Annotated in this window: 19 protein-coding genes; 14 read left to right on the top strand and 5 right to left on the bottom strand. The window is 56.5% G+C overall.

The window, feature by feature from the left end:
* Positions 1-885 precede the first annotated feature (885 nt).
* A complete protein-coding gene (locus PLD04_00995; protein HXK66893.1) occupies positions 886-2,919 on the bottom strand; it encodes a hypothetical protein in 2,034 nt (677 codons plus the stop codon).
* 167 nt (positions 2,920-3,086) lie between these two features.
* Between PLD04_00995 and PLD04_01000 the strand changes: the two genes are divergently transcribed.
* The 6 genes from PLD04_01000 (at position 3,087) to ftcD (ending at position 9,402) form a co-directional block, all read left to right on the top strand.
* Positions 3,087-3,464, top strand: coding sequence for a hypothetical protein (locus PLD04_01000; GenBank protein HXK66894.1), 378 nt, complete (start codon positions 3,087-3,089; stop codon positions 3,462-3,464).
* 626 nt (positions 3,465-4,090) lie between these two features.
* A complete protein-coding gene (gene ccsA, locus PLD04_01005) occupies positions 4,091-4,873 on the top strand; it encodes a cytochrome c biogenesis protein CcsA (protein HXK66895.1) in 783 nt (260 codons plus the stop codon).
* A complete protein-coding gene (gene hemA, locus PLD04_01010; GenBank protein ID HXK66896.1) occupies positions 4,870-6,126 on the top strand; it encodes a glutamyl-tRNA reductase in 1,257 nt (418 codons plus the stop codon). The genes ccsA and hemA overlap by 4 nt, the downstream gene beginning before the upstream one ends.
* Position 6,127: 1 nt before the next feature.
* On the top strand, positions 6,128-7,042 hold the full coding sequence (hemC, locus tag PLD04_01015) for a hydroxymethylbilane synthase (protein ID HXK66897.1): 915 nt from the start codon (positions 6,128-6,130) through the stop codon (positions 7,040-7,042).
* On the top strand, positions 7,014-7,706 hold the full coding sequence (locus tag PLD04_01020) for a uroporphyrinogen-III synthase (GenBank protein ID HXK66898.1): 693 nt from the start codon (positions 7,014-7,016) through the stop codon (positions 7,704-7,706). Before hemC ends, PLD04_01020 begins: the two co-directional genes overlap by 29 nt.
* Positions 7,693-9,402 carry a glutamate formimidoyltransferase gene (gene ftcD, locus PLD04_01025; protein ID HXK66899.1) on the top strand — a complete coding sequence of 570 codons (1,710 nt, stop codon included), beginning with the start codon at positions 7,693-7,695 and terminating at the stop codon, positions 9,400-9,402. The genes PLD04_01020 and ftcD overlap by 14 nt, the downstream gene beginning before the upstream one ends.
* A gap of 83 nt (positions 9,403-9,485) precedes the next feature.
* On the opposite strand, the gene PLD04_01030 is transcribed toward ftcD, so the two are convergent.
* Both PLD04_01030 and PLD04_01035 read right to left on the bottom strand, forming a co-directional pair.
* On the bottom strand, positions 9,486-9,764 hold the full coding sequence (locus tag PLD04_01030; protein ID HXK66900.1) for a hypothetical protein: 279 nt from the start codon (positions 9,762-9,764) through the stop codon (positions 9,486-9,488).
* Positions 9,748-12,942, bottom strand: coding sequence for a hypothetical protein (locus tag PLD04_01035; GenBank protein ID HXK66901.1), 3,195 nt, complete (start codon positions 12,940-12,942; stop codon positions 9,748-9,750). The genes PLD04_01030 and PLD04_01035 overlap by 17 nt, the downstream gene beginning before the upstream one ends.
* A gap of 224 nt (positions 12,943-13,166) precedes the next feature.
* On the opposite strand from PLD04_01035, the gene guaA reads away from it, so the two are divergent.
* The 8 genes from guaA to PLD04_01075 all read left to right on the top strand — a co-directional run bounded on the left by guaA (position 13,167) and on the right by PLD04_01075 (position 19,269).
* Positions 13,167-14,702 (top strand): glutamine-hydrolyzing GMP synthase, encoded by a 1,536-nt coding sequence (guaA, locus tag PLD04_01040; GenBank protein HXK66902.1) that lies wholly within the window; start codon positions 13,167-13,169, stop codon positions 14,700-14,702.
* Positions 14,703-14,796: 94 nt separating this feature from the next.
* Positions 14,797-15,510: a C4-type zinc ribbon domain-containing protein gene (locus tag PLD04_01045; protein ID HXK66903.1), complete on the top strand. Its 714-nt coding sequence runs from the start codon at positions 14,797-14,799 to the stop codon at positions 15,508-15,510.
* Positions 15,494-15,925: a ribonuclease HI family protein gene (locus PLD04_01050; protein HXK66904.1), complete on the top strand. Its 432-nt coding sequence runs from the start codon at positions 15,494-15,496 to the stop codon at positions 15,923-15,925. Before PLD04_01045 ends, PLD04_01050 begins: the two co-directional genes overlap by 17 nt.
* Positions 15,882-16,592 (top strand): YggS family pyridoxal phosphate-dependent enzyme, encoded by a 711-nt coding sequence (locus tag PLD04_01055; GenBank protein ID HXK66905.1) that lies wholly within the window; start codon positions 15,882-15,884, stop codon positions 16,590-16,592. The genes PLD04_01050 and PLD04_01055 overlap by 44 nt, the downstream gene beginning before the upstream one ends.
* A complete protein-coding gene (locus PLD04_01060) occupies positions 16,592-16,888 on the top strand; it encodes a YggT family protein (GenBank protein HXK66906.1) in 297 nt (98 codons plus the stop codon). Before PLD04_01055 ends, PLD04_01060 begins: the two co-directional genes overlap by 1 nt.
* A 52-nt stretch (positions 16,889-16,940) precedes the next feature.
* Positions 16,941-17,444 (top strand): DivIVA domain-containing protein, encoded by a 504-nt coding sequence (locus PLD04_01065; GenBank protein ID HXK66907.1) that lies wholly within the window; start codon positions 16,941-16,943, stop codon positions 17,442-17,444.
* Entirely contained in the window at positions 17,445-18,689 is a 1,245-nt protein-coding gene (gene hutI / locus PLD04_01070) for an imidazolonepropionase (GenBank protein ID HXK66908.1), read from the top strand.
* Positions 18,676-19,269: a flavin reductase family protein gene (locus PLD04_01075; protein HXK66909.1), complete on the top strand. Its 594-nt coding sequence runs from the start codon at positions 18,676-18,678 to the stop codon at positions 19,267-19,269. Before hutI ends, PLD04_01075 begins: the two co-directional genes overlap by 14 nt.
* On the opposite strand, the gene PLD04_01080 is transcribed toward PLD04_01075, so the two are convergent.
* Positions 19,266-22,787 (bottom strand): sigma 54-interacting transcriptional regulator, encoded by a 3,522-nt coding sequence (locus tag PLD04_01080; GenBank protein HXK66910.1) that lies wholly within the window; start codon positions 22,785-22,787, stop codon positions 19,266-19,268. The genes PLD04_01075 and PLD04_01080 overlap by 4 nt on opposite strands.
* Complete coding sequence (locus PLD04_01085) at positions 22,769-23,377, bottom strand: hypothetical protein (protein ID HXK66911.1); 609 nt, start codon at positions 23,375-23,377, stop codon at positions 22,769-22,771. Before PLD04_01085 ends, PLD04_01080 begins: the two co-directional genes overlap by 19 nt.
* Positions 23,378-23,391: the final 14 nt, after the last annotated feature.

Genomic DNA, 23,391 nt, shown 5'->3' on the forward strand with positions numbered 1-23,391 from the left:
CGCTCCATAGAGGGCTATCTGGGGTACACTCGCGTCAAGTCCGCCCGTCGGCTCTTAATCCCCTCCACACCACAGGTCGTCTACTGCAGCGGCGGATCCGGGCGAATCCGCTGTGTCATGCTCCCTCGACAATCCTCACTGTAGCCTCCGGCTACACCTCCGGTGTGTCTCGGTCGCCTTCCTTGCGTTTCCACCCGTCTGCACCGCTTCGTCACGACGACCCATGGCCTGGAGGAGATCTTCTGTAATTCAACAATTACATCATTTTCTAAAGATGAAATTACTCCAAGTCCAATATCCATGTGGGATCAGTTGGGAATGTGTTGGAATACGCCACAATGATTACAAGTATAATCACTACCAGTAAATAAATGAGCATGAATGATACAATCCATTTACGCTTGAAAATCAAATAATAGATGACCATGATGATCGATGAACCCCAAAGAATCAAATAAACCAAATGGGGAGCGAAAATAATATAGTCAAAATAGGATTTCCAATTAAAAAAACCAGATACAACAACGAGGATCATGAATTTTCTTAAAAAAACAGTGGCGAGATATTGTGATAACAGGAAAATGGCGATGATGATCGCATTGTTAATCTTACTTTCTGATTTTGAAGCATCGGTTTGATTGTTCATGAACGAGTAGATAAATCATAGCAGGTTAACCGGGACTCGTCACGTAAAATATGCCGTAATTCAATGGTTGCCTGAGATGATCGAGTGCAGGTGGGTAACTCATTACATCGATGAGTCCATACTGAGTTCCCTGACTACAGGCTACTGACTACTATTTCTCACACCACAGGTCGTCTACTGCAGCGGTTGTCAGGGGACACGTAACGAGTACATGTCCCCTCGGCGGATCCCCTTCTTCCTCAGGGCTGCGTGACGATACCGTAGGCTTCCGGGTGGAGGTAGCGGCCCCGCTCTTCCACAGGCTTCTCCTCCCGCACCGGTATGCGATGGGCCTCGGCCCAGGGGTCCTTCCGGATGCCGGTCACCTGCCAGGAGACCTTCGTAAAGGGCCGGTCGGTTCGGATGACGAAGGTATTGCCTTCAATCTCATGCCAGACGACGGCGTGCGCGAATGAACCCAGGACCGTGAGCTGATAACGGAAGTCCCGATTCAGGGAATCGAAGTAGTCCGGCAGAGTGACCACGGCCTCGCCGGACTGGTCGGTCGTGATGTTCCCGTTATAGATGTTCATCATGTCGGGGGATTCCACGAAGGAGTGATAAAGGTAGAAGTTCAGGGGGTCGTCGGGGTAGTCGATCTTGAAGCTTCCTCCACCCTTGGAAAGTGAACCGGTGACGTTGACGTTCCCCACGAAGTATCCGGCACTGGCGTTGGTTCCCGCCCCGATCGCATAGACGGCCACACCGTTGTCACCCTCCGCGGAGGCCTGGAGACCCCTTCCTCCCTGACCCAGGGCAATCGCCCGGACTCCGTTCCCGTAGGCCTGGCTGGAGGTTCCCATAACGCCAGCACTGACGCCGCTGTCTCCCCACACCGCCGCCCGCAGATCCACAGGGTTGGCGGGACTGTAGCCGCTGCCTCCACCGCTCACACCGAAAATTGAAATGGAACTGGATGATCCCGCCACAAGGGCGTAAGAATTATCACTCTGGGCGAATACCCCGGCGCTATTCACAGACTGCCCCATGACACCGTAACCATTGTAGCCAATACCGACCGCACCGGCGGTGCTGGCTCCTAATCCTCCCTGGTTATTGCTGGCGGAATGGACCCCGAAGACACCCACGCCGGCGGGAGAGGAACCGAAGACACCGCGTTCGCTCTGGGAAAATCCGTAGACTCCATAGTCGTAGCCTCCCAGACGTCCTTCGTCTCCCGACACGTCATTGTGTCCCATGACACCCATGCCCGAAGTGCTCTGGGAAAAACCGGCGATTCCGGCGCCGTCGACGTTGGAGGCTCGGATGGTGTGAGTCCCACCACCGGAGAGCTCCAGAGGAACAGCGATGGAAATGGCATCAGCACCCACCTGGATTCCCGTTCCACCCCCGACATGGAGCGTGACATCACCGGTGGAGCCCCCTCCGGTGAGGCCGTTGCCAGCTGTTACTCCCGTGATAGAACCGGTGGAGGCATTCTCTGCGAGCAGGTCATCCTTAAAACGCATCTCGAAGGTGGAGGGATCGTTGCTTTGGTTGGCCAGGCCGGAACCGTAGAGGAGGACCTTTCCGTTTCCCGAGACCACTTCGGCCCGGATTCGAAAGTTGTCCCCGTCGATGGCCGGAAAGAGCTCTTCTGCAGCGAATTGCCTGGGCTGAAAGACTCCTATATCGGCGTAGGTCTCGTGGATGGGCAAACCCTGGGGGCTGAGAAAGGTCAGCTTTACCGTCACCGGTGCACCGGTTGTCTCCACTAATCCTACGTTGTAGCGGAAGAGGGAGTCTGTCTTGGGGCTGGTCTGGTGCACGCCTAATAGATCGGAGGTCTCCCCCTGGCCGATGGCGAAGCTGGCAGGCACTGCGGAAAAGAACTGGCCGGCTGAATCACGCTCCGTCCCTCCGGAAGGCGTGGAATAGATGCGGGAGTTGACCAGAACCGGTTCTGTTGACGTGATCCTGAGGGCGCCGAAGCCGTCGATCCCGAACATGGTGACGATGGCGTCCTCGTACCGGCGGGTCTTCCCCGCGGAGATCGTGTCGGTGAAGGTGAGGGGGCCGGGGTTCTCCTGCTCCCTCGCAAGGAGCGCGAATGTCACGACGGCGTCGGTGGACCCCGGGTTGTAGACCCAGACGGTCGTGGACCAGTAGGACCCCATGGCTCCGGGTCCCGTTCCCGCCGCGGGGAGAAAGGACTCCGTCGCGGGAAAAGAAGCGAAGGCCGCGGCCGCGGCCAGGGTGATGACGATAATGATAAGAAATTGGCGATGATTCATGGCATCCCTCCCAAACGAGATACGCCTACTCTATGCCTCCTGTACCGGGACTGTCAAGGATACGCGATATGGAGAGATGCCCGCCTGGTACGATCTCTGAATTGACACAGTTTCCTTGAAAAAACCAACCGCCCCCGCATTACGGGAGCGGCCTTTCGGATTGCCTTGTGACTGTGCTGAGCTATGTTCTTTTAGCTTTTGCTGTTGGACTTGCTTTTGGAGCCGGATTTGGCGCCCTGCTTGTTGACGCCCTGTTTCCCGCTCTGCTGTCCGCCCTGTTTTCCGGTCTGGGTCTGACCGTTGTCGGTGCTGGAGTTCCCGGAACCTGCCTCCTGACTTCCGGTTCCCTGCTGCGTTCCCGACTGGCCCTGCGAATTGCCGGCGGAGTCACCCTGGGAAGTACCCTGGCCGCTGCCGGACTGGTTACCCGAGCCGGATCCATCACAGTCACCGGTTCCGGAACCACTGCCCGAATTGTTACCGCTTCCGGAGCTACTGCCCGAACCGCTGCCGGACTGGCTTCCAGAACCGGATCCACTGCCTGATCCGCTTCCCGAGCCGTCCTTCATCTGGCTTCGCTGGGCTTTCATGTACTTGTTCATGGTTCTGGATCCGTTCTGACTGCCGGATCCATCGGCACTTCCCTGCTGTGAGCCCTGGCTTCCACTGCCTGAATCGGAAGATTTCTGCCTGGACTCCTCGTACCATATGGTCTGCTGGTTCCCTGAAGGATTGGGATTGGTCGACACACCCGAACCGGATCCCTTTGCTGCGGAATTCTTCGATCCGGAGCCTGATCCAGAGCTGGTATTTGTTCCCGAATTGCGGGAATTTCCGGATCCGCTCGTCTGGGTACCACTGCTCCGGGAAGAAGATCCAGAACCACTTCCACTCCCGGATTGTCCTGAAACCGATTGTCCTGATTTTGATGTGGAGGACTGCTGGCCGCTCTTTCCTTTTCCTTTACTCCCACCACCAGGCGGCAGGGCAATAAGAGCTATTGACATACCAGTGATACAAAAAAACAGGCCCAATGCTTTCATGTTGCCCTCCTTGTAGATTTAGTTTTTATCTTATCATAAGGCAATCTCTATTAAAACCTGTGTGTCCCATTAGACTATTCCAACCGGGAATATTCGGGGACTCGATTTCCTTGGTGTACAATACCCGAATGAGCGTCCACCCTGATATCGTCTGGCTTGCAGCCGCTCTCTTCCTTTACAGTGCCGCACTCTATGTTGCGGTTTTCCGGATTGTGAAGCAGCATCGGGCTCCGTCCAGAATTGTCAACCTGCTTCTCGGCACCGGTCTCCTCTTCCATATCATCTCCATGGTTATAAGCGGCCACCCCATGGCCATCCTGGCCCATGTCCTCTCGGAGCTTGCTGTCTTCGTGCTTATCATCTACTTCATCATGCAGGCTCTGGGGAAGTGGGGAGCCCTTGCCGTTTTCATTATCCCGACGGTGATCATTCTCTCACTCTTTTCTCTTCTCCTGCCGCGGGATTTTGCGGGAGTAGGGGTTTCGAACATCCTCTTTGCCATCCATATCATCGTCTCCCTGGCCGGGATTGGAGGCATCTTCACGGGCATGTTTTACACCTTCCTCTTTGTCATGCAGGAGAAAGCCCTCAAGCGCCACGACCTGGGAACCTGGTTTCACCTGATCCCCTCCCTGAGCGCGTCGGAACACTTCGCCTGGCGTTCCCTTATTGGCGGATATTACCTTTACACTCTCGGGATTCTGCTCGGATTCCTCTGGTCCTTTATCTCGAAAAATGTGTGGTTTTCCCCCAACCCCAAGAACCTGGGCGGTGTGGCGGCATGGGTTGTCTTTTCCATCCTGGTTCTGGCACAGCATTTCTTCCACGTGAAGGGGAGACGAAGCTTCGTCTTTTACTTCCTTGGCTTTGCCTGTATTCTGCTGGCCTTTTCTGGAATTCGCCTGGGATGAAGGAAATCCTGCTCGTCGGATTAAACCACCGTACCGCACCCGTGGAAGTGCGGGAGAAGGCCGCCTATTCGAAGGAAATACTCCCCGCGGTACTGGAACGTGTCTATAACCTGGAGGACGTTTCCTCCTGTGTCATCCTGTCGACCTGCAACCGCACGGAGTTTGTCCTCCATGCGGATCCGGTTCTGGACCGGGATATCCGCTCCCTTCTTGCAGAGAACCTGGCCATGGATCCGGCAGTTCTGCAACCCATGATCTACACCTATCGTCAGGACAAAGCCGTCAAGCACCTCTTTCGCGTGGCCTCGGCACTGGATTCCATGGTTTTAGGGGAACCCCAGATTCTCGGTCAGGTCAAAGAGGCATTCCAGATCTCCTTTGATCTCGGTCAGACGGACACACTGCTGAATGTCCTGTTTCAGAAAGCCTTTCACCTGGCAAAAAAGATAAGATCCGATACGGGAATTGGCGAAAGTGCCGTTTCCGTTTCCTTCGCGGCGGTCGAAATTGCCAGGAAGATTTTCGGATCGCTTGCCGGAAAGACATGCATGGTGATCGGTGCAGGGGAGATGTGTGAGCTGGCGGCTCTCCACCTGAAAGAAAACGGTGTGGAAACGATCATGGTTCTCAACCGTACCCTCTCCAGGGCGGAGGATCTGGCAGGGAAATTTGGAGGAACGGCCCACGGCCTTGAGGACCTTTCCCGACTCCTTCCTCTGGCTGACGTCGTGATTACCAGTACCGGGTCTCAGCTTCCCATCCTTACCCGGGACATGCTTGCGATTACGCAGCGCGAACGAAAGCATGCGGCCCAGCTGATTGTGGATATTGCCGTTCCCAGGGATGTGGAAGAAGAGGCTTCCAGGGTGGATCAGATTTACCTCTACGATATTGATGATCTCCAGCACGTGGTGGAGGAGAACCGTAAGGAAAGAGAGAAACGTGCGGAAGAAGCCGAAAAGCTCGTATCCGCCGCAGTCGATACCTTTATGAATCGACTCGGGGAGTTCTCCATCGCTCCCGCCATACAGGAGCTTCGTCAGAAAATGGAATCCGTACGGGAAGATGAATTGAGCCGGTGTCTTAAAGCCATGGGTGAAATCTCGGAAGATCAGCGACAGACCCTGGAACGTTTTTCCAACGCTCTTCTCAATAAATTTCTCCATCAGCCCATTGTGCAGATGAAGGATTTTTCGGGAGAAGAGCATGCGATACAGCTCATTCGGCGGATTTTCGGACTGAAGGAGGACTGAGGTGAGACTTGGTACGCGACGAAGCCCTCTTGCGCTATGGCAGGCACACCACGTTTCCGCAAAGCTTTCGGATCTTGGAATCGAGGTGGAGCTGGTCCCCATCGTGACGCAGGGGGATAGAATCCAGGACCGTGCACTGATCGAAATTGGAGGCAAGGGGCTCTTTCTGAAGGAAATCGAAGAAGCGCTCCTTGAAGGAACTGTAGACCTCGCTGTTCACAGTCTCAAGGATGTTCCCGCCTTCCTTCCGGATGGACTCGTGATGTCTGGTTATCTGAGCCGGGAGGATCCAAGGGATGCCTTTGCCGGGAAGAACGGCCTGACGGTCCGCGCAATCCCCGAAGGAGGGAGAGTCGGCACGGGAAGCCTGCGACGGGCGGTTCAGCTCCTCAAGCTGCGTCCCGATCTGACGATCGTCCCCATTCGGGGAAACGTGGAAACGCGGTTGAAAAAGATTGAAACGGAAGACCTCCACGGTGCCGTTCTTGCGGCCGCAGGTCTCCATCGTCTGGGTCTTTCGGACCGGATTACCGATCTCTTTTCTCCTGAGGATATGATTCCCGCCGTGGGTCAGGGCATCCTGGGGCTGGAATGCCGCAAGGGAGATGCTTCTGTCCTGGAAGCCGTATCCCGAATCGTGGATGGTTCCACCATGCGGCTGGCGGAAGCTGAACGGGCCTTTCTGGGTATCCTGGAGGGTTCGTGCCAGGTTCCCATGGGCGGACACTGCTGGAAAGAAGGTGATCGCTTCCGAATGGTCGGGTTTGTGGCCAGCCCGGACGGCTCATTCTTCACCCGGGAGGAGGGGGAGGGTGGCGACCCCTCGGCCCTGGGTATGCTTCTCGGTCAGAGAATTCTCGATCAGGGTGCAGCCGAGGTGATGGCTCATGTGGACGATTATCCTCACCCGTTCTGAAGAGGAGTCCGCAACCTGGCTTTCCGCGCAGATCAAAGGTGTTTCCTTTCTCTGTTGCCCCGTTGTGGAATATCAACCCATTGCCGATGTCGTTCTTCCTTCTCTGGATCGATATAGATGGCTGGTGCTGACGTCCGGCCGAGCCGCAGAAATCTTCTATTCCCTCGTCTCTCCTGACGATTGCGCCGACCTGAAAATTGCCTGCGTCGGGGCACGGGCCGCCGTTTCGGCCGGGAGGTGTGACGTCCAGGGAGCTTCGGCCGCCGATCTGGCGGAAAAGATGATTCCTCTGCTTGCATCCGGTGACCGGATCCTCCATCCCTGTTCCGCGGAAGCGCGACAGGAATTGCCCGATCTTTTATCCTCTGCCGGGTTCACTATTGACCGGGTCCCCCTCTATCGCCCCGAACCTTTCGAAGATGCTACGCCTTTTCTCTCCGCCCTGAAGAGGTCGGATGGGGTCCTCTTCTTTGCCCCGAGCCAGGTTCGAGCCGCCTTCCGTCATCACGGAGCGGGAGAAGCCCTGCGTCATGTTACAATTCTTGCGATCGGCCGGACGACCGCCGGCGCAATTCCAAAACCTTATCCCGTGGCTGTCCTGGATTCACCGACTCCGGAGGGGCTTGCCCGGGTTCTCGAAGGAGGGTTGCATGAAGCTCGTTGAATGTGTACCAAATTTTTCCGAGGGAAGAAATCGAGACGTGATCGACGCCATCGTCGGAGCCATGGCGGGCGTGAAAGGGGTGCGGGTCCTGGATGTGGATCCGGGTGCAGCCACCAACCGCACCGTTGTGACGCTTGTGGGAGACCCCGATGCCATTGTAGAGGGTGCTTTTCAGGGGATCAAAAAGGCCTCTGAAGTGATCGATATGCGCCTTCATCGCGGGGAACATGCCCGGCAGGGGGCGACAGATGTCTGTCCCTTCGTTCCCGTAGCCGGTGTGACGATGGACGACTGCGTGGAGCTGGCGAAGAAGCTTGGAAAGCGGGTGGGTGAAGAGTTAAAGATTCCCGTCTATCTCTACGAGGCTGCGGCGGCGACCCCGGAGCGGAAAAACCTTGCCAACATCCGCAAGGGGGAGTACGAAGCTCTTCCCAAGAAGCTGAATGACCCGAAATGGGCTCCCGACTTCGGACCTGCGGAATTTAACGCACGGGCAGGAGCCACGGTCATCGGGGCACGGCCCTTCCTCATCGCCTATAACATCAATCTCAATACGAAGAACAAACTCAAGGCCAACGGCATCGCCTTTTCCCTCCGGGAGCAGGGGCGGATCGCCAAGGACGAGGATGGAAACACCCTGAAAGATGAAAAGGGTGAGGCCATTCGTGAACCGGGACTCTTTAAGGAGTGCAAGGCGGTCGGATGGTTCATTGATGAATATCGTCGCGCACAGATCTCCATCAATCTGACCAATTACCATGTCACCCCTCCCCATGACGTCTTTGATGCGGCCTGCAGGCTGGCGGAAGAAAAGGGTCTTCGCGTTACCGGAAGCGAGGTTGTCGGCATGGTTCCCCTGGAGCCGATCCTCCAGGCTGGACGCCACTATCTCAAGCGCCAGACCTCCTCTTCCGGGGTTTCGGAAGAAGAATTGATTCAGACCGCCGTGCAGTCCATGGGACTGGATGAAGTCGCTCCCTTCGATCCAAAGGAAAAGATCATTGAGTATAAGATCGGATTAAAGGAGGGGAAACTGGTTGCGATGGGGGTCCGTGAGTTTACCAACGAGCTGGCATCGGACAGTCCGGCTCCTGGAGGCGGAAGCGTCGCCGCCCTTGTGGGCGCCCTCTCTGCAGGCCTGGCAGCCATGGTCGCCAACCTGACCTTCAATAAGAAGGGATTTCGAGCCCACAACGATGAAATGAATGATGTGGCCGAAACGGGACAGAAGCTCAAAGATGCCTTTCTCTCCGATATCGACCGGGATACCGATGCCTTTAACGATATTCTGGATGCCGTCCGTCTTCCCTCGAAGAGTCCTGAAGAAATCGAGGCCCGGGAGGCCGCCATTCAGTCTGCCACCCGCGGAGCCATCGATGTTCCCCTGGGTGTCCTCAAACGGACAAAGGAGATTCTTCCCCTGGTTGAATTTGTGGCACTGAATGGAAATCCCAATGCCGCAAGCGATGCCGGAGTCGCGGCGGCTTCAGCGAGAACCGCAGCATGGGGTGCCTATCTCAACGTCATGATCAACATGGAAGGTGTCACTGATTCCGTTTATGTCGAACGTACCCGGGATGAAGCCCGGAAGGTCCTTGATTCCGTGCAGAAGGAAAGTGATCGGCTCCTGAACCTGATTCACGAGAAGATTCTGGCCGGAAAATCGGGTCAGGGCGGAAACGGCGACGACGACTGAGAATGATTCTGCAAGATTGAATTCGAAAGGCACGACGAGTCATCGTCGTGCCTTTTTTACCCCGGCCTGGTATGGACCCGAAATCAGGCGTGGTTGATCCGGTGGATCCTGACCTTTTGAACCTGGTTGGTTTTCACGCATGCCGTCTCTTCACTTAACCCGCGCCCACCGGAACTGGGCGTCTTCAGTTCAATTCCTTTGCCGCTTTGAATCAGTGTTTTCAAGCGGTGAACCAGGGCTTCCAGACCTTCTCCATTCCCGTAAATTTCAATCGTCTTTCCCCCGTCGCTGAAGAAGATCGACAGGTGACCCTCCTTCTCATCGGAGTCGAGGGGCGGTTCCGGCTCAGTAGTTGATGACAATTCTCCCTCCCTGTTTCGTGAGTCTAAGGGTCTCCAGACTCTTGTCCAGCTCATAGAAGATCAGGGCGGGAGCGGAGGGATCCAGATCCAGAGCTTCATGGGGGAAGGAATCCAGGGATCGAAAGTCCACCTTTTCCAGATCTGCGACGGGATCGAGGGCCGGGTCGTCGGGATAGGCCTGAACAAAGATAGCAGGTCCAAAAGTGCCGTAATCCTCATTCCGGAGAAGGCCGGGAAGGCGGACCAGGGTGAACTCATCTTTTCCGAGCAGATCGGGATCGCCGGCATCATAGACCGGGGAAGGCGAGGTCCCGGTCAGATATACGACGGCATGGATCAAGCCTTCTGAACTCCACCCGGATGTGTCGATGGAAAGGGATAGGTTCCCGGTTCCGCTCGAAACCGTCACCAATGTGTCGATAAGGGTCCCCGATTCATCGTACAGTGCCACCGTCATGGAAGTGCCCGGGTAGTAGTACTCTCCGGAAAGATACACGGTGTCGTGGAGATTGAATGTTTCCCCCGGGACTGAATAGAAACTATCTTCGTACGATTCCAGCGTAGTTCCGACGAGATAGGTTACGGATTGCTCCGCGATTTCATAGCCGCAGGATGCTTCCCAGCGTGCATGAACCTGCCAGACGCCCGGGGTTGGAAAGTCCACGCCGGGAAAGGTGAAGGTGTCCGTCCGGTTCGATTGGGCGTTCACGGAAAACGCAGAAGAGATTCGGGACCACTCGGTTCCCGAATAGGGAGCCATGGCCGATCCGTCCCAGTACAGGGTTCCGTCACCGGAGAGGATGACCTCCTTGAGAACCGAATCGGTGTACTCCCCCCCGAGGTTGGTATTGTTGAGACGGGCAGAGATCCCTACGGATGCCAGAAGATCGTATCGCTGGCGTCCGGTGGAGAGGGGATCGATGGTATTCGTGTTTCCGAAAGGCTCAAGGGTCAGGATGATCGTGTCCCAGACAACGGAACCGTCGTCGGCCATGATTTCCCAGGATCCGGTATATTCAGTATCTAAAAATGTGTAGCTGTCGTTGAACCGGCCGATACCGCTGGCAATGGTATCGGTAAGCTGGCGTTCCAGAGGTGTCGGGTCGTTGTAGGTCAGAGTGTATTGGTCGAGGGGCTGGAAGTTGTACCCGGTGACATACACCGTGGAGCAGTGGGCGAATCGAGTGGCCGTGGTCGACCGAACCGCGTCCTCATAGGGCACGAGGTAGGAAATACGGATTTCATCCGTGGCCGTATCGTTCCACGCGGGATCTTCCTGTGAAGTGGCGGTGATGAATACCGAAACCGTTGTTCCCCCGGTCAGTGAAGCCGGGAGATGCACTTCGGCGACGATGCACCTCGAACCACCGTTTGCGGACAGGATTCCGGTGTTGGCGATGGTGGATCCGTCCGAGATGGATCCATCGCAGTTCGGATCACTCCAGAAAGATACGGTGGCACCATTGGACGCCGAATAGCTGAGATCCGCCGTGTCCTCAGCTCCAAAAGCGTTCGTAACGACATGCGGGAAAAAGACTGAATGGCCGGCGGCACCGTAGGCGTTGGTGTCGTCGGCGACCCGGTGGTCCGGCTCGATGGAGAGCCTGGGAAGCACGGTCAACGTGTCCGCTGCCGTATCCAGCACGCTCCCGTTCAGCGTTGTCGTGGAGCCGTAGAGCGTTATGGAACATACGGTGTTCAGGGCGGTGCCGGACGGAATCGAAACTTCCAGGAGAAAGGCACAGGCTGTTGCGGCAGTCAGAAGGCCTGTATCGGGAATGCCATTGGAATCATAGTCGTACAGCGGGTTGACGCTGTCTCCCGGATCGGAATAATCACCGTCGCCGTTGGCATCCACTCCCATCGTGTCGTTGGGTATCCCATCTCCCTCCGGGTCCGTATAGAGGGTGACCGCCCAGCCGGGATTGGTCACGGCCCTCAATTGTATGGCATCGGTCAGGAGGTAATGAATCACGGTGTGAGAGAAAAACACGGCGGTACCGGGTGTTCCGCTGAGATCCCGGTCAGGCTCGACCTGGATATCGCCGATCATGAGCGTGTCGGTGGCTGTGTCATCCACCCCCTCGTCTGCGTTGAAGGCTGTGACTACGGCGGTCTCCACGAGGTTTGGAGTCCCGGGAGGAACCGTGATGTCAAGAAAGATGGGAACCTGTGTGTCCGGTACAATCGATCCGGTGTCTGGATACCCGTTCCCGTTGGAATCACAGGCTGGATTCAGGTAATCGCCTCCATCGTTAAAATCACCGTCTCCGTTAGCATCCACTCCCATCGTGTCTCCAGTCGACGAGTCCCGCAGGGTAAGGGGAAAACCGTTTGAGGAAGCAAGCTTCATATCGATCGAAAGGTCAAAGGTCCCGGTGTTTTCAACGATGTGAGAAAAGGTCACGGTGTTATCAGGCTGTGTGGAGGCGGATTGATCCGGGGAAATGTCGAGGAGGTAGAATCCGAAGGTACCGATCCCTCCGTCGGGACCGCCGCAATTGTCGTCGATCTGTGTGGGGAGGTTGGACCCGTTGGAAGATCCAACATGAAAAAAGATACCGGTTCCTGCCGGAATGCCCAGATCGGTCCACGGGACACGCGTCTCGAAGCCCGTACCGTCGGAAAACCCGGCTTTGGGATCCCCATAGGATCCCACGTATCCGCTGGGCCAGCCCGGGAGCGTATAGCCGTCGGCCCAGCCGTCCAGATCCACCATCGGGTCGGGATCGCCGCCGGCTTCAGCGTAATGCCACAATTCGGTCGATGACGATCGATTGCTTCCCTGGTACTTGACGTGCAGGACAAAATCTCCCGTATTCATGAGCTGGTCTTGCCCGACATCCATGTAAAACCAGAAATCCTGAACGTTGGAGCTGTGCCCGAGGCGGGTCTGGTAAATATAGATGTAGGTGTTGTCGAAGGTCCAGGCAAAGGTCCCCAGGTCGCGGCCGACCGAACTGACCGGGCAGTCCCGATCGGTGGACAGAGTGCCGCAAAGAGCGGGGTCCATGGAGGAACCGTCTCCATCCATGGTGACCTGAAGGGGATTGGCAAGGACCTCGGTCCAGTCGGAGGGATTGCCGTCGAGTGTGATGGTTTTCAGGGTCGGCATCCCCGCGAAGAGGGAAACGGTAACCAGTGAGTACAGAATAAGAAAGAAATGGTTTGCCTTCATCATTATCTCCCGTACTTATTTCCATGCAATACCTGTGCCATTGAGGAGAATGAGAGACGTGTCGACCATGGCATTCCTACGATAATCCAGTAATTTAAAGGATAATGTGATTCAAATCACACTTTCCTTTTTGAAGGGATTAAAATACGCCATGTAACATTATGTTACAATTTGTGAGAAGTTTTCGGCGGGGAGTACGCTGTGCCATACGGCCTGCGTGTATAATGACCCTCATGATCGCCATCCTTGATTTTGGTTCACAATATACGCAGCTGATCGCCCGCAGTATCCGGGAACTGGGTACCTTCAGCAAGGTATTTCCCTTTCATGAACCCCTGAAAAACGTGCTGGATGAAAAACCCTGCGGAATCATCCTTTCGGGCGGACCGAGAAGTGTTTACGACAAGGGGGCCCCCATGATCGGGAGGGAAATTCTGGATCTCGGGATCCCCGTCCTGGGCATCTGTTACGGTCAGCAGATCACCTGCCTGCTCCTCGGAGGAAAGGTGGCATCCTCGCAGAACCGGGAGTACGGCCGAATGGAAATCGAAATCCTGGATGAACACCCCCTTTTCAAAGGTTCACCGGACCACCAGACCGTCTGGATGAGCCACGGTGACAAGGTGGAATCCCTTCCGGAGGGGTTTAAAATCATCGCACGGACCCCTTCCACACCCTTTGCCGCCATTGCCAACGATTCACGCAGGATGTTTGGGGTTCAGTTCCATCCGGAGGTCCGCCATACCGAACACGGCCGTACGATCCTGAAAAATTTCCTGAAGATCTGCGGGGCGAAGAAGAACTGGGATATGGGCAGCTACCGGAAACAGCAGGTGGAAATGATTCGGGAGCAGGTCGGATCCAGCAACGTCATCTCCGGGCTCTCGGGAGGAGTGGATTCCACCGTGGCTTCTTCCCTTGTTGCCGAAGCCATCGGATCGCAGTTGACCTGTGTCTTTGTCGACACCGGTATGTTGCGGAAAAATGAAGTGTCCGAAGTCGTAAACTATTTCAAGGATCACCACCATCTCAACGTCCGGGTGGCTGATGCGGCCGATCTCTTCCTTTCCAGACTCGAAAAGCGGGCTATCGATCCACGTCGGAAACGGAAAATCATCGGCCACACCTTCATCGAAGTCTTTGAAAAAGAGGCCGGGACTCTACCCGACGTGAAGTACCTTGTTCAGGGGACCCTCTATCCCGATGTCATCGAATCGATATCGGTCTGGGGTCCATCCTCCACGATCAAGCTCCACCACAATGTCGGCGGATTACCGAAAAAGCTGAACCTGAAGCTGATCGAACCCCTGCGCTTTCTCTTCAAGGATGAGGTTCGGACACTCGGCAGGACCCTGGATATTCCCGATTCCATCATCATGCGGCACCCCTTTCCAGGACCGGGCCTTGCCGTGCGAATCCTGGGGCGCGTCACCGCCGAACGGGTTGCCATCCTCCAGGAAGCCGACGCGATCTACATGGAAGAGCTGAGGACTTCGGGCTGGTACAAAAAGACGGCTCAGGCCTTCGCGGTTCTTCTGCCCGTCAAATCCGTGGGTGTCATGGGAGATGAGGGAACCTATGAACACGTCTGCGCTCTTCGTGCTGTGACCACGGAAGATTTTATGACAGCAGACTTTGCCGCCCTTCCTCACGATCTTCTGGGACGAATCTCCCGGAGGATCGTGAATGAAGTCCGGGGCATCAACCGGGTTGTTTACGATGTCACAACGAAGCCGCCGGCCACGATCGAATGGGAATAGGGTGAGAAGTAAGATACAGGTTTTTCAAGAGTTTCCGTAAAAAGACCGGCTTCCATATCTGAAATTGAGAACGGGATTGTGTTACAATCAGTCCATGAATCCTGACCTTGAAAGGCTTGTTCTGCTTCAGAAAAACCTCTCCAGGCAGGGCGAAGTCCATTCTCAGATTGAAACGATTCCCCCGCATTTAAAAGATATCCATGATGCCTATTCGAAAATGGCCTCGAAGCGGGACGCCCTTCAATCTTCCAGTGAGGAGGCCAAACGGGCTCAACGTGAGCTGGAAGCGGTGCTGGAAGACGCCCGGGAGGAACGGAAAACCTATCGAAAACAGCTTATGCAGGTGACCAACCAGAGGGAATATGGTGCGGTCCTGAAGGAGATCGATATTCTGGATGAAAAGATCAAAACGATGGAAGACGATCTCTTTACCCGGATGGAGGTCGTTGAAAACGCGCAGCAGACCCTGGAACAGGAGAAAGAAGTCTGGGAGCGCCTCGAGACTGAATACCGGGAGAAGATGGCTCAATGGGAAGATGAAAAGCACGCCCTGAAGGAAGAGAAGATCAGGCTCGAAGACGAGCAGCGTGGCCTCGAATTTGAATTACCCTTAGATCTGAAACAGTCTTTCTGGCGCCTCATGAAAGCCCGCGGCAAACGTGCCGTGGTTCCCGTCGTCGACTACACCTGCAGGGGTTGTAACGTCAAACTCCGCCCGCAACAGTATGCTGAGGTGCGGGCCGGAAAGAAAATCTGCACATGCGACGGCTGCATGCGGTTTCTCTATTTCGATGAGCAGGAGAGTTGAAGCCTACATCGATGGAGCCTCACGGGGCAACCCGGGGGAAGCTTCCTACGGAGTCGTACTGAAAGAAGGAGACACCCTCACCCTGATGGGAGGCTATCTGGGAACCATGACGAATAACGAAGCGGAATACCATGGACTTCTTGCGGCGCTGAATTGGGCCCTGGAACACAGTGTATCCGAGATGAAGGTCTTTTCCGATTCGCAGCTTGTTGTCAACCAGATCAATGGACGCTTCAGAGTCAAGGCTCCCAACCTTCAACCTCTCTTTCTGGAAGCTCTGGATAAAAAACGTAAAATCGAACGGTTCAACATTTTCTATATTGCCAGGGAATACAACAAACGGGCCGATGCCCTGGCCAATCAGGCCCTCGATGGAAAGGGCACCGTCCATCGGGTGGAACATGTCGGTCGCTGAACGTCTCGATTCGGTCCGGGAACGGGTTGCCCGTGCCTGTCAGCGTTCGGGCCGTGCCGTGGAAGAGGTTTTACTCCTTGGGGCTACGAAATCGGCATCAGTCAACCGGATCCGGGAGGCCGTGGATGCGGGTCTCGATCTCTTCGGGGAAAATCGGATTCAGGAAGCACTTCCCAAGATTGCCGGGCTCCGAGACCTTCCTCTCCGCTGGCACTTCATTGGAAAGCTTCAGAAAAACAAGGCCGGACAGGCGGTGGAACACTTCGAGATGATCCAGAGCGTTGACTCCCCCGGGCTGGCGGAACGCCTGGAACGGGTGGCATCCCAGGCGGAAGTGATCGTTCCCGTTCTCCTTGAAGTCAATGTCGGACAGGAAATTTCCAAAAGTGGCGTCCTTCCCGGGGAAGTTCCAACCCTGTGTGCAAGAATCCGGGAATTCGAACATCTTCGTCTGGAGGGGCTGATGAGCATACCTCCATACCATCCTGATCCGGAAAGGGTTCGACCCTTTTTTGTGGAACTGAGGAGGCTCTTCGAGGATATGAGCTCATCCTATTCTACGGTGGATACCCTCTCCATGGGAATGAGCGAAGACTACGAGGTGGCCATTGAGGAAGGTTCCACGCTGATCCGCCTGGGCCGCACGCTTTTCGGGGAGAGAATCTGATGCCCGTCGGGAAGGCTTTCATCATGGCCCTGCTGACGGTGGTTCTCAACCTGGTCTGGCTTTACAAATGGATCATTATCATCCGGGCCCTCATCTCCTGGGTCAACCCAGATCCCTACAATCCCATTGTCCGGATTCTCTATGTTCTTACCGAACCGGTCCTTCGGCCGTTCCGGCGATTGATGCCGCCTTATAAGACGGGGGGCCTTGATTTTTCTCCTCTCTTTGTCTTTGCCATTCTTTACTTTATCGAAGTATTTGCCCATTCGCTGATCGCGCAGGTCGCATGGAAATGACCCGGAGAATCCCGAAACATCAACAGGGGTCATCCGGGCCAAGGAGGAAGTTATGAGCGTCAAATACAGCCCGATGGAAATCCAGGAAATGCAGTTCGCCCTTTCCCGAAAGGGCTACGACATGGAAGAAGTGCGATCCTTTCTCATGAGCATGGCCGAGCAGATCGAGCTATTGCTCAAGGAGCGGGAGCAGATGAGGAGGGAACTGGATTTTGCACGGGAGGAACTGGCCGGTCACAAGCAGAGGGAACAGATCCTGAAGGATACGCTCCTGACCGCGCAAAAGGTGGCCAAGGATATCAAGATCCAGGCCGAACGGGAATCCGAGGTCATGATCAAGGAAGCTGAGCTTCGGGCCGATATTCAATACCGGGAGGCCTCACGGAAAGCCGCCGACGTGGAGCGTCAGGTGAGGGATCTGAAGCTGATGAAAAACCGGCTTATCTTTGACATGGAACAGACACTGGAGAGGTTTCAGCGTTTCCTGAAAGAGGAAACGGGCCAGGAAACTTCCAGGGAAGCCGATGTTTCCACCTTTGTCAGGGGGCAGGACTGAGTGGGGGATCTTCTCCTCACCGATTGCACCGAAGTCGTTACACCTGTTCGCCCGAACGGTTCTCCGGAACTTGTGGTTCTTCACGATGTTTCCATCTATATCCGGGAAGGCAGGATTGTCGGGATCGGATCCCGTGACGAGATCCGGAACCGGTTTGGCGAACTGACCGGGATTCCTGTCTATGACGCAAAGGGGAAGACCGTTCTTCCGGGACTGGTCGATGCCCATACCCACCTCCCGTTTTCCGGGTGGCGGGAAGGGGAGTTCAACCGGCGTCTCCACGGAGAAACCTACATGGATGTAGCCCGGAGCGGAGGGGGAATCAACTCCACCGTGCGGGCCGTGCGGGTGGCAACCCTGGAAGAGCTTACCCGATCCTGCCTGGAAGGCCTGGATGCTTTCGTGGCCCATGGGGTCACTACCGTTGAAGCCAAGTCGGGGTATGGACTGAACCTCGTGGATGAAATCAAGCAGTTGGAGGCCATCCGGGATGCCGGATCCCGCCATTCCGTGACCCTTGTACCCACCTTGCTGGCGGCCCACGAATATCCTCCGGAGTACAAGGAAGATCGAAAGGGCTACGTACGGCTGGTCATCGATACGATCTTACCCGAAGTGGCCCGCCGGGGGTTGGCGCTCTACCAGGATGTCTTCTGCGAAGCCGGTGTCTTTACCGTCGAGGAAAGCAGGGAGATTCTCCTGGCTGGAAAAGCTTTAGGGATGACTCCCCGGATCCATGCCGATGAGATTGAAACCACCGGGGGCGCGGAGCTCGCGGCCGATGTCGGGGCTGTGTCCGCTGACCATCTCGCGGTTCCCTCCATGGAAGGCATACGCAGGATGGCGGAAGCCGGTGTCATCGCCATCCTCCTCCCCGGGACTTCGTTCTTTCTGCGCCACACAAAGCATGCGCCTGCACGGGCCATGCTGGACGCGGGCGTTCACGTCGCCCTGTCCACCGACTTCAATCCCGGATCCTCTCCCACGACGAACCTTCCCCTCATCATGAGGCTGGGCTGTTTTCTCCTCGATATGACCGTGGAGGAGGTCATCCACGCCGTGACCGAAGTGCCGGCCCGTAGTCTCGGGTTTTCTGAAGATCGAGGCGTTGTGGAAGAAGGAAAGAGGGGGGATCTCTCGGTGTGGAATGTGGATAACCATCTGAAGATCTTCTACCGGTACGGTGAAGCCCGGGTCGAGGGAACGGTCATCGAAGGAGATATCGTCTACCATGCGGATCTTTGATGCGGCCAAACTGGATAAGCGGCAGAATCACGCGCTGCAGCTCTCCGTCATCGTTCCACGGCCGATCGGCTGGGTGTCAACAGTCTCGGCCGACGGCATCCCTAATCTTGCTCCCTTCTCCTTCTATAACGGGGTGAGCAGTAATCCTCCCATCCTGATGGTTTCGGTAGGTCTGCACCACGGGACGGAGAAGAAGGACACGACCCGGAATATCCAGGAGACCGGGGAGTTCGCGGTGAACGTGGTTCCCGAATCCATGATGAACGAGATGCTCATCACAAGCAATCGAGCCGAGCCCGAGGTCAGTGAGTTCGATCTTGCGAAGCTGGAAACGGCACCCTGTGTGAAGATCCGTCCTCCAAGGGTGGCCCTCTCGCCGGTCTGCATGGAGTGCGTCCTCGAGCAGCACCACGTGGTCCACTCCACCGACCTCTTCCTCGGACGGATCCTCCTCTACCACGTGCAGGAGGACCTCCTCACCGATGGTGCCGTCGATCCCGAAAAGCTCAAACCCCTGGGACGCCTGGGCGGCAAGCTCTACACGACCCTGGGCACTGTCCTGACCTCCGAAAAGAGTTAACCGGTAATTTTTAACCGTCGGACCTGGTAGCCGAGGGCCTGGGGAGTGATCCCCAGAAGCTTTGCAGCTTTCCGGCGGTTTCCTCCCGCCCGTGCGAGGGCGTCCACGACTATTTCCCGGATCGCCCGGTCCACTCCCTCGTGGAACGATCCGCGATAGGGGCTGTTTTCCTGCAAGGAATCGGGAAGATCCTGCGGCCCGATTTCCTCCCGGTCCCTGGCCCGCGCGGCGGCCGCCTGGACGACCTGACGCAGCTCGCGGATATTTCCCGGCCATTCGTGGGCAAGGAGGAGGTTCGTGGCACCCGGGTCGACTTCCTTGTAAGAAAGACCGCAGTCTTCACAGAAACGGTCCAGGAAGAGCCGGACAAACATTGGGATCTCCTCCCTGCGCTCCCGGAGGGGAGGTACGTGAAAGGTGAGACCGTTAATCCGATAGTAGAGATCCTCACGGAAGGTTCCCTCCGAGACCATGGTTTCCAGATCCCGGTGGGTGGCGCTGATGAGGCGGAAGTTGACGTGAATCGGCCGGTAATCTCCCACCCGGTAGACGGTGTGATCGTTCAGGATTCGCAGAAGCTTGGCCTGGGCTTCGGGGGGAAGCTCTCCGATTTCGTCCAGGAAGAGGGTCCCCCCGTCGGCAAGCTCCACGAGCCCCGGCTTGTCAGCCACGGCTCCCGTGAAGGCCCCCCGGCGGTGGCCGAAGAGCTCCGATTCAAAGAGTTCCGAAGGAATCGAGGCGCAGTTCAAAACCTGGAAGGGCCGCCCGTCGGCTCCTCCCTCCCGGTGGATCGCATCAGCCAGGATCTCTTTCCCCGTTCCCGTTTCTCCCCGGATCAGGATGGGAAGGGGTAGATCGGCTATGGGGCGGGCTTCATTTACCAGACGCGTGGTAACGGGAGAAGCATAGGCCATGCCGTGCCACGTCCCGGAGGACTCTCTGTCCGGAGATTCGCTCCGGGGATCGGGAAGATAGTCGACAGCCAGGTTCCAGAACTCCTCCGGATACCGGTAATAAATCCCGGGCTCGATGGAGAGTCCTCCCCGGGGAGAGGGAATTCGAACCCGGTCATTACTCTCTCCCGGGATTCGGGAAATGCCCTTCGGCATCGCGTCATCAAAGGGTTCCCCCGATTTCAGGGCGTTCAGGATATTCCAGGCTTCTGCGTGGAGAGGTTCTTCGAGCCAGCGCAGATACCCGAGTCGGCCGGAACGAATCAGATGCTCACGAGCCCGTTCCACAAGGTGCTCCGGGGGTGAACCCAGGTGTGAATAGGCGCAACGCAGGTCGCAGAGCAGGATCGATGCTTTTGCAGGCTCCCGGCTCAGGTAATCCGAAAAGAGTCTGATTACAGCTTCCCAGCCCTTCTTTTTCAGAACCCATTCCAGTTTCTTCGGTTCGCCGGACGGGGCTGGCACGCTTTTCCCTGCACGCACAGCCGCCTGCCATTTCAGGTCCTCAAGATCGGAGATCGTATCGGGATCCTTCGGGTCGGGTTTCAGGTTCCGGAGCGTATCGAGATTCAGGTTTCCCCGCCACTTTTCCAGGATGACGCGGAAGAGGGAAACGTGACAGGCGAGGGGATGATCTTCCATTTCAGCCAGAAGCGATTCGGCTTCGTCCAGGGGAGTGCTGGCTTTGTCGAACATTCCCCGGGCAATAAAGATCTTCACCTTTTGAAGAAGGTCGTACAGAAGGTCCCAGGGAGTTCCTGACTCCCGGTGTTCGGACTCGAGCTCCTCGAAAATGGAAAGGGCCCGGTCCCAGCGTTCCAGGTGGATCTGAACCGATCCGAGGTTGTGGAGGAGGAGGGAACGGCTTGCCGAGGCACCCAGGGCGGACCGGTACCGCAGGGCCGATTCGAGGTTTCGCTGTGCAGTCGGCCAGTCCTTCCCGGCTGCGGCCAGGGAGGCAAGATCGGAATAGGCAAGGGCGGCCTGGGAAAGCCAACCCCGGGCCAGCGCGGTATCGAGCCAGCGCTTCAGAGCATCGTGGTCCAGGTCCCAGGATCCGATAAAACGCGAAACCTGGGAACGGTGCCACGATGAAAGGGAAGGTTCCAGACGCAGTGCCTCTTCGCGAACCCGTGCCCTGAGCTCCGGACGGTCGCGCCGATCGGCCAGGTAGAGCCCGGCAAGGAGATGGACCGGTCCCGATTCTTCTTCCCAGACGCTCTCAAGTCTCTTCAGGTAGTCTTCGATCTTTCCCTCCCGGAAGGCCAGGCGTGCCTGAAGCAGTCTTCTGGCCCCTCCATCGGGCATCGTCCGGAGGTAGGGCTCGATCCGTTGAATATTGTCACCCTCCAGGGCGCAGAAGAGGGCGTGGGACAGGAGGCGGCCCGGGTTGTCCGATTGATCGAGGACGTGGGAGAGGGTATCGATGTCTCCGGAGAGGGAGGCGGCCAGGGTATGGATCGATTCCGCGTCCTGTCGAACATCGAGGGCGGGAAGAGCGGCCAGAAGGGTAAGGGCATTCTGGTCGGCCAGGGCCAGGTCGATCTCCTCCGGACTCACTTCCAGGGTGTACGCATGTAGATCTTTGCTGTCAGTGCCGGGAGATTCCCCGGAGACCGCGAGACAGAACGCTGCCGGAGAGGCCCGTTTCTTTCCTGGATCAGGATGAAGGAAGAGCTGTTCCACGGGTGTCAGGTGGGGAAAGTGAAGATGGCGATGCATCTCCTCCCAGCTGACGACCGGCAGGGGGCGCCACGCGAATCCGTCAAGGCGCTCCCGGTCCCATCCGGTGATGATCGAGGCGGGAAGGATGTCCGGCAGGGAGAGGATCAAAGAGTCCAAAAGGTTCCGGGAGGCGGGGTCAACCCGGTCGATGTGGTCCAGATGAATGCCGTGGCCGTGAAAGTCGCGGGCTACCTTTTTTTTGACTTCTTCGAGAGAAGCTCCATCTGGAATTCCCAGGAGGTCCAACAGACAGTCCCAGCCGGATGACGAACATCGCGTGAAGTCCAGGACGATCCATGGCGTCTCATCAGACAGGCTGATGCGGTGGCGCGTCCACCGTGCCGCCGTCGAAAGGCCGGGTCCCGGATGGGAGGGGATCAGGATATGGGATTCGGAACCCTTTTCCCAGGATTCGGGAATATAGAGCCGGGTCGTGGGCTGGGTTATCTTTCTCCTGCGGGCGAAGGCGATAAGGTCGATGCTCTCAGGGATGGATGACCAACGGCTTCGCAGGAGCCCGGAAATGTGAGCCTGGAGGGACCAGGGGTCAGCTTGAATTCTTCGTCCCGATTCGATTTCCACGAGGTTGCCGGAGGCGTCGGTGGTGAGATCCGGGAAGGTGGGAAGTTCCCGAAAGGCTTTTTCGGAGAAGTGAAATCCGAAATGGGCGAGTCCGGTAAGAAGGGAGAGGGTCCGTTCCATCGAAACCCGTGTCGGAGGGAGAACCCCTTCGATCCGTTCCGGTGTTATGCGTGTGATATCGGGAAGCAGGGGATGGTCCAGGCGGACCATCTCCTTAAGAATCCGGGGTTCCGCGATCTTCAGGGTCCGGTTTCCCACGTCCAGTCGTCTATCGTGTTGATGCAGAGTGCACGGTGATCATCCTCCCAGGCGGGAAGGATAAGGAGTGTCCGGTTCTGGCCGTGAATAACGGCTTCCTCGTGGAAGTGGCCGATGACGGCAAGATCGATATGATCCAGATCTGCAAGGAATTGTTTCAATTCTTTGACCGGAAATTGCCGACGGTACTGGAAATTGGTCTTCTTCAGGCTTTTCTCCATTCGATCCACCAGAGGTCGCAGCAGGGACGGCGGAACGAGGACCATGATCATCCGGGTGAGCCAACTCTTGGAAATTGCACGCCAGAGCCTGTATTTCCTGTCTTTGCGGTTGATCAGGTCTCCATGCTCGACATGGATCGTACCATTCCCCGTCTCGATCCGCAGGTCCCTGTGAATCGAGGTGACCGATCGAGCCAGGGAGGATCCCCGGAGAAAGAAATCGCGATTTCCTTCCAGATAATCGATCGTTACACCCCTGGCTTTCAGATATGCAAGAAATTCTAGTACCTCCTGCGAAAACAGCTTCTGCCAGGAACGGATCCCGATGTAGTAATGAAAGATGTCACCCAGGAGGACCAGTTGGGTCATCCCTTTATCGTGGA

It is taken from the genome of Thermoanaerobaculia bacterium, from assembly GCA_035593605.1.
Lineage (GTDB): Bacteria > Acidobacteriota > Thermoanaerobaculia > UBA2201 > DAOSWS01 > DAOSWS01.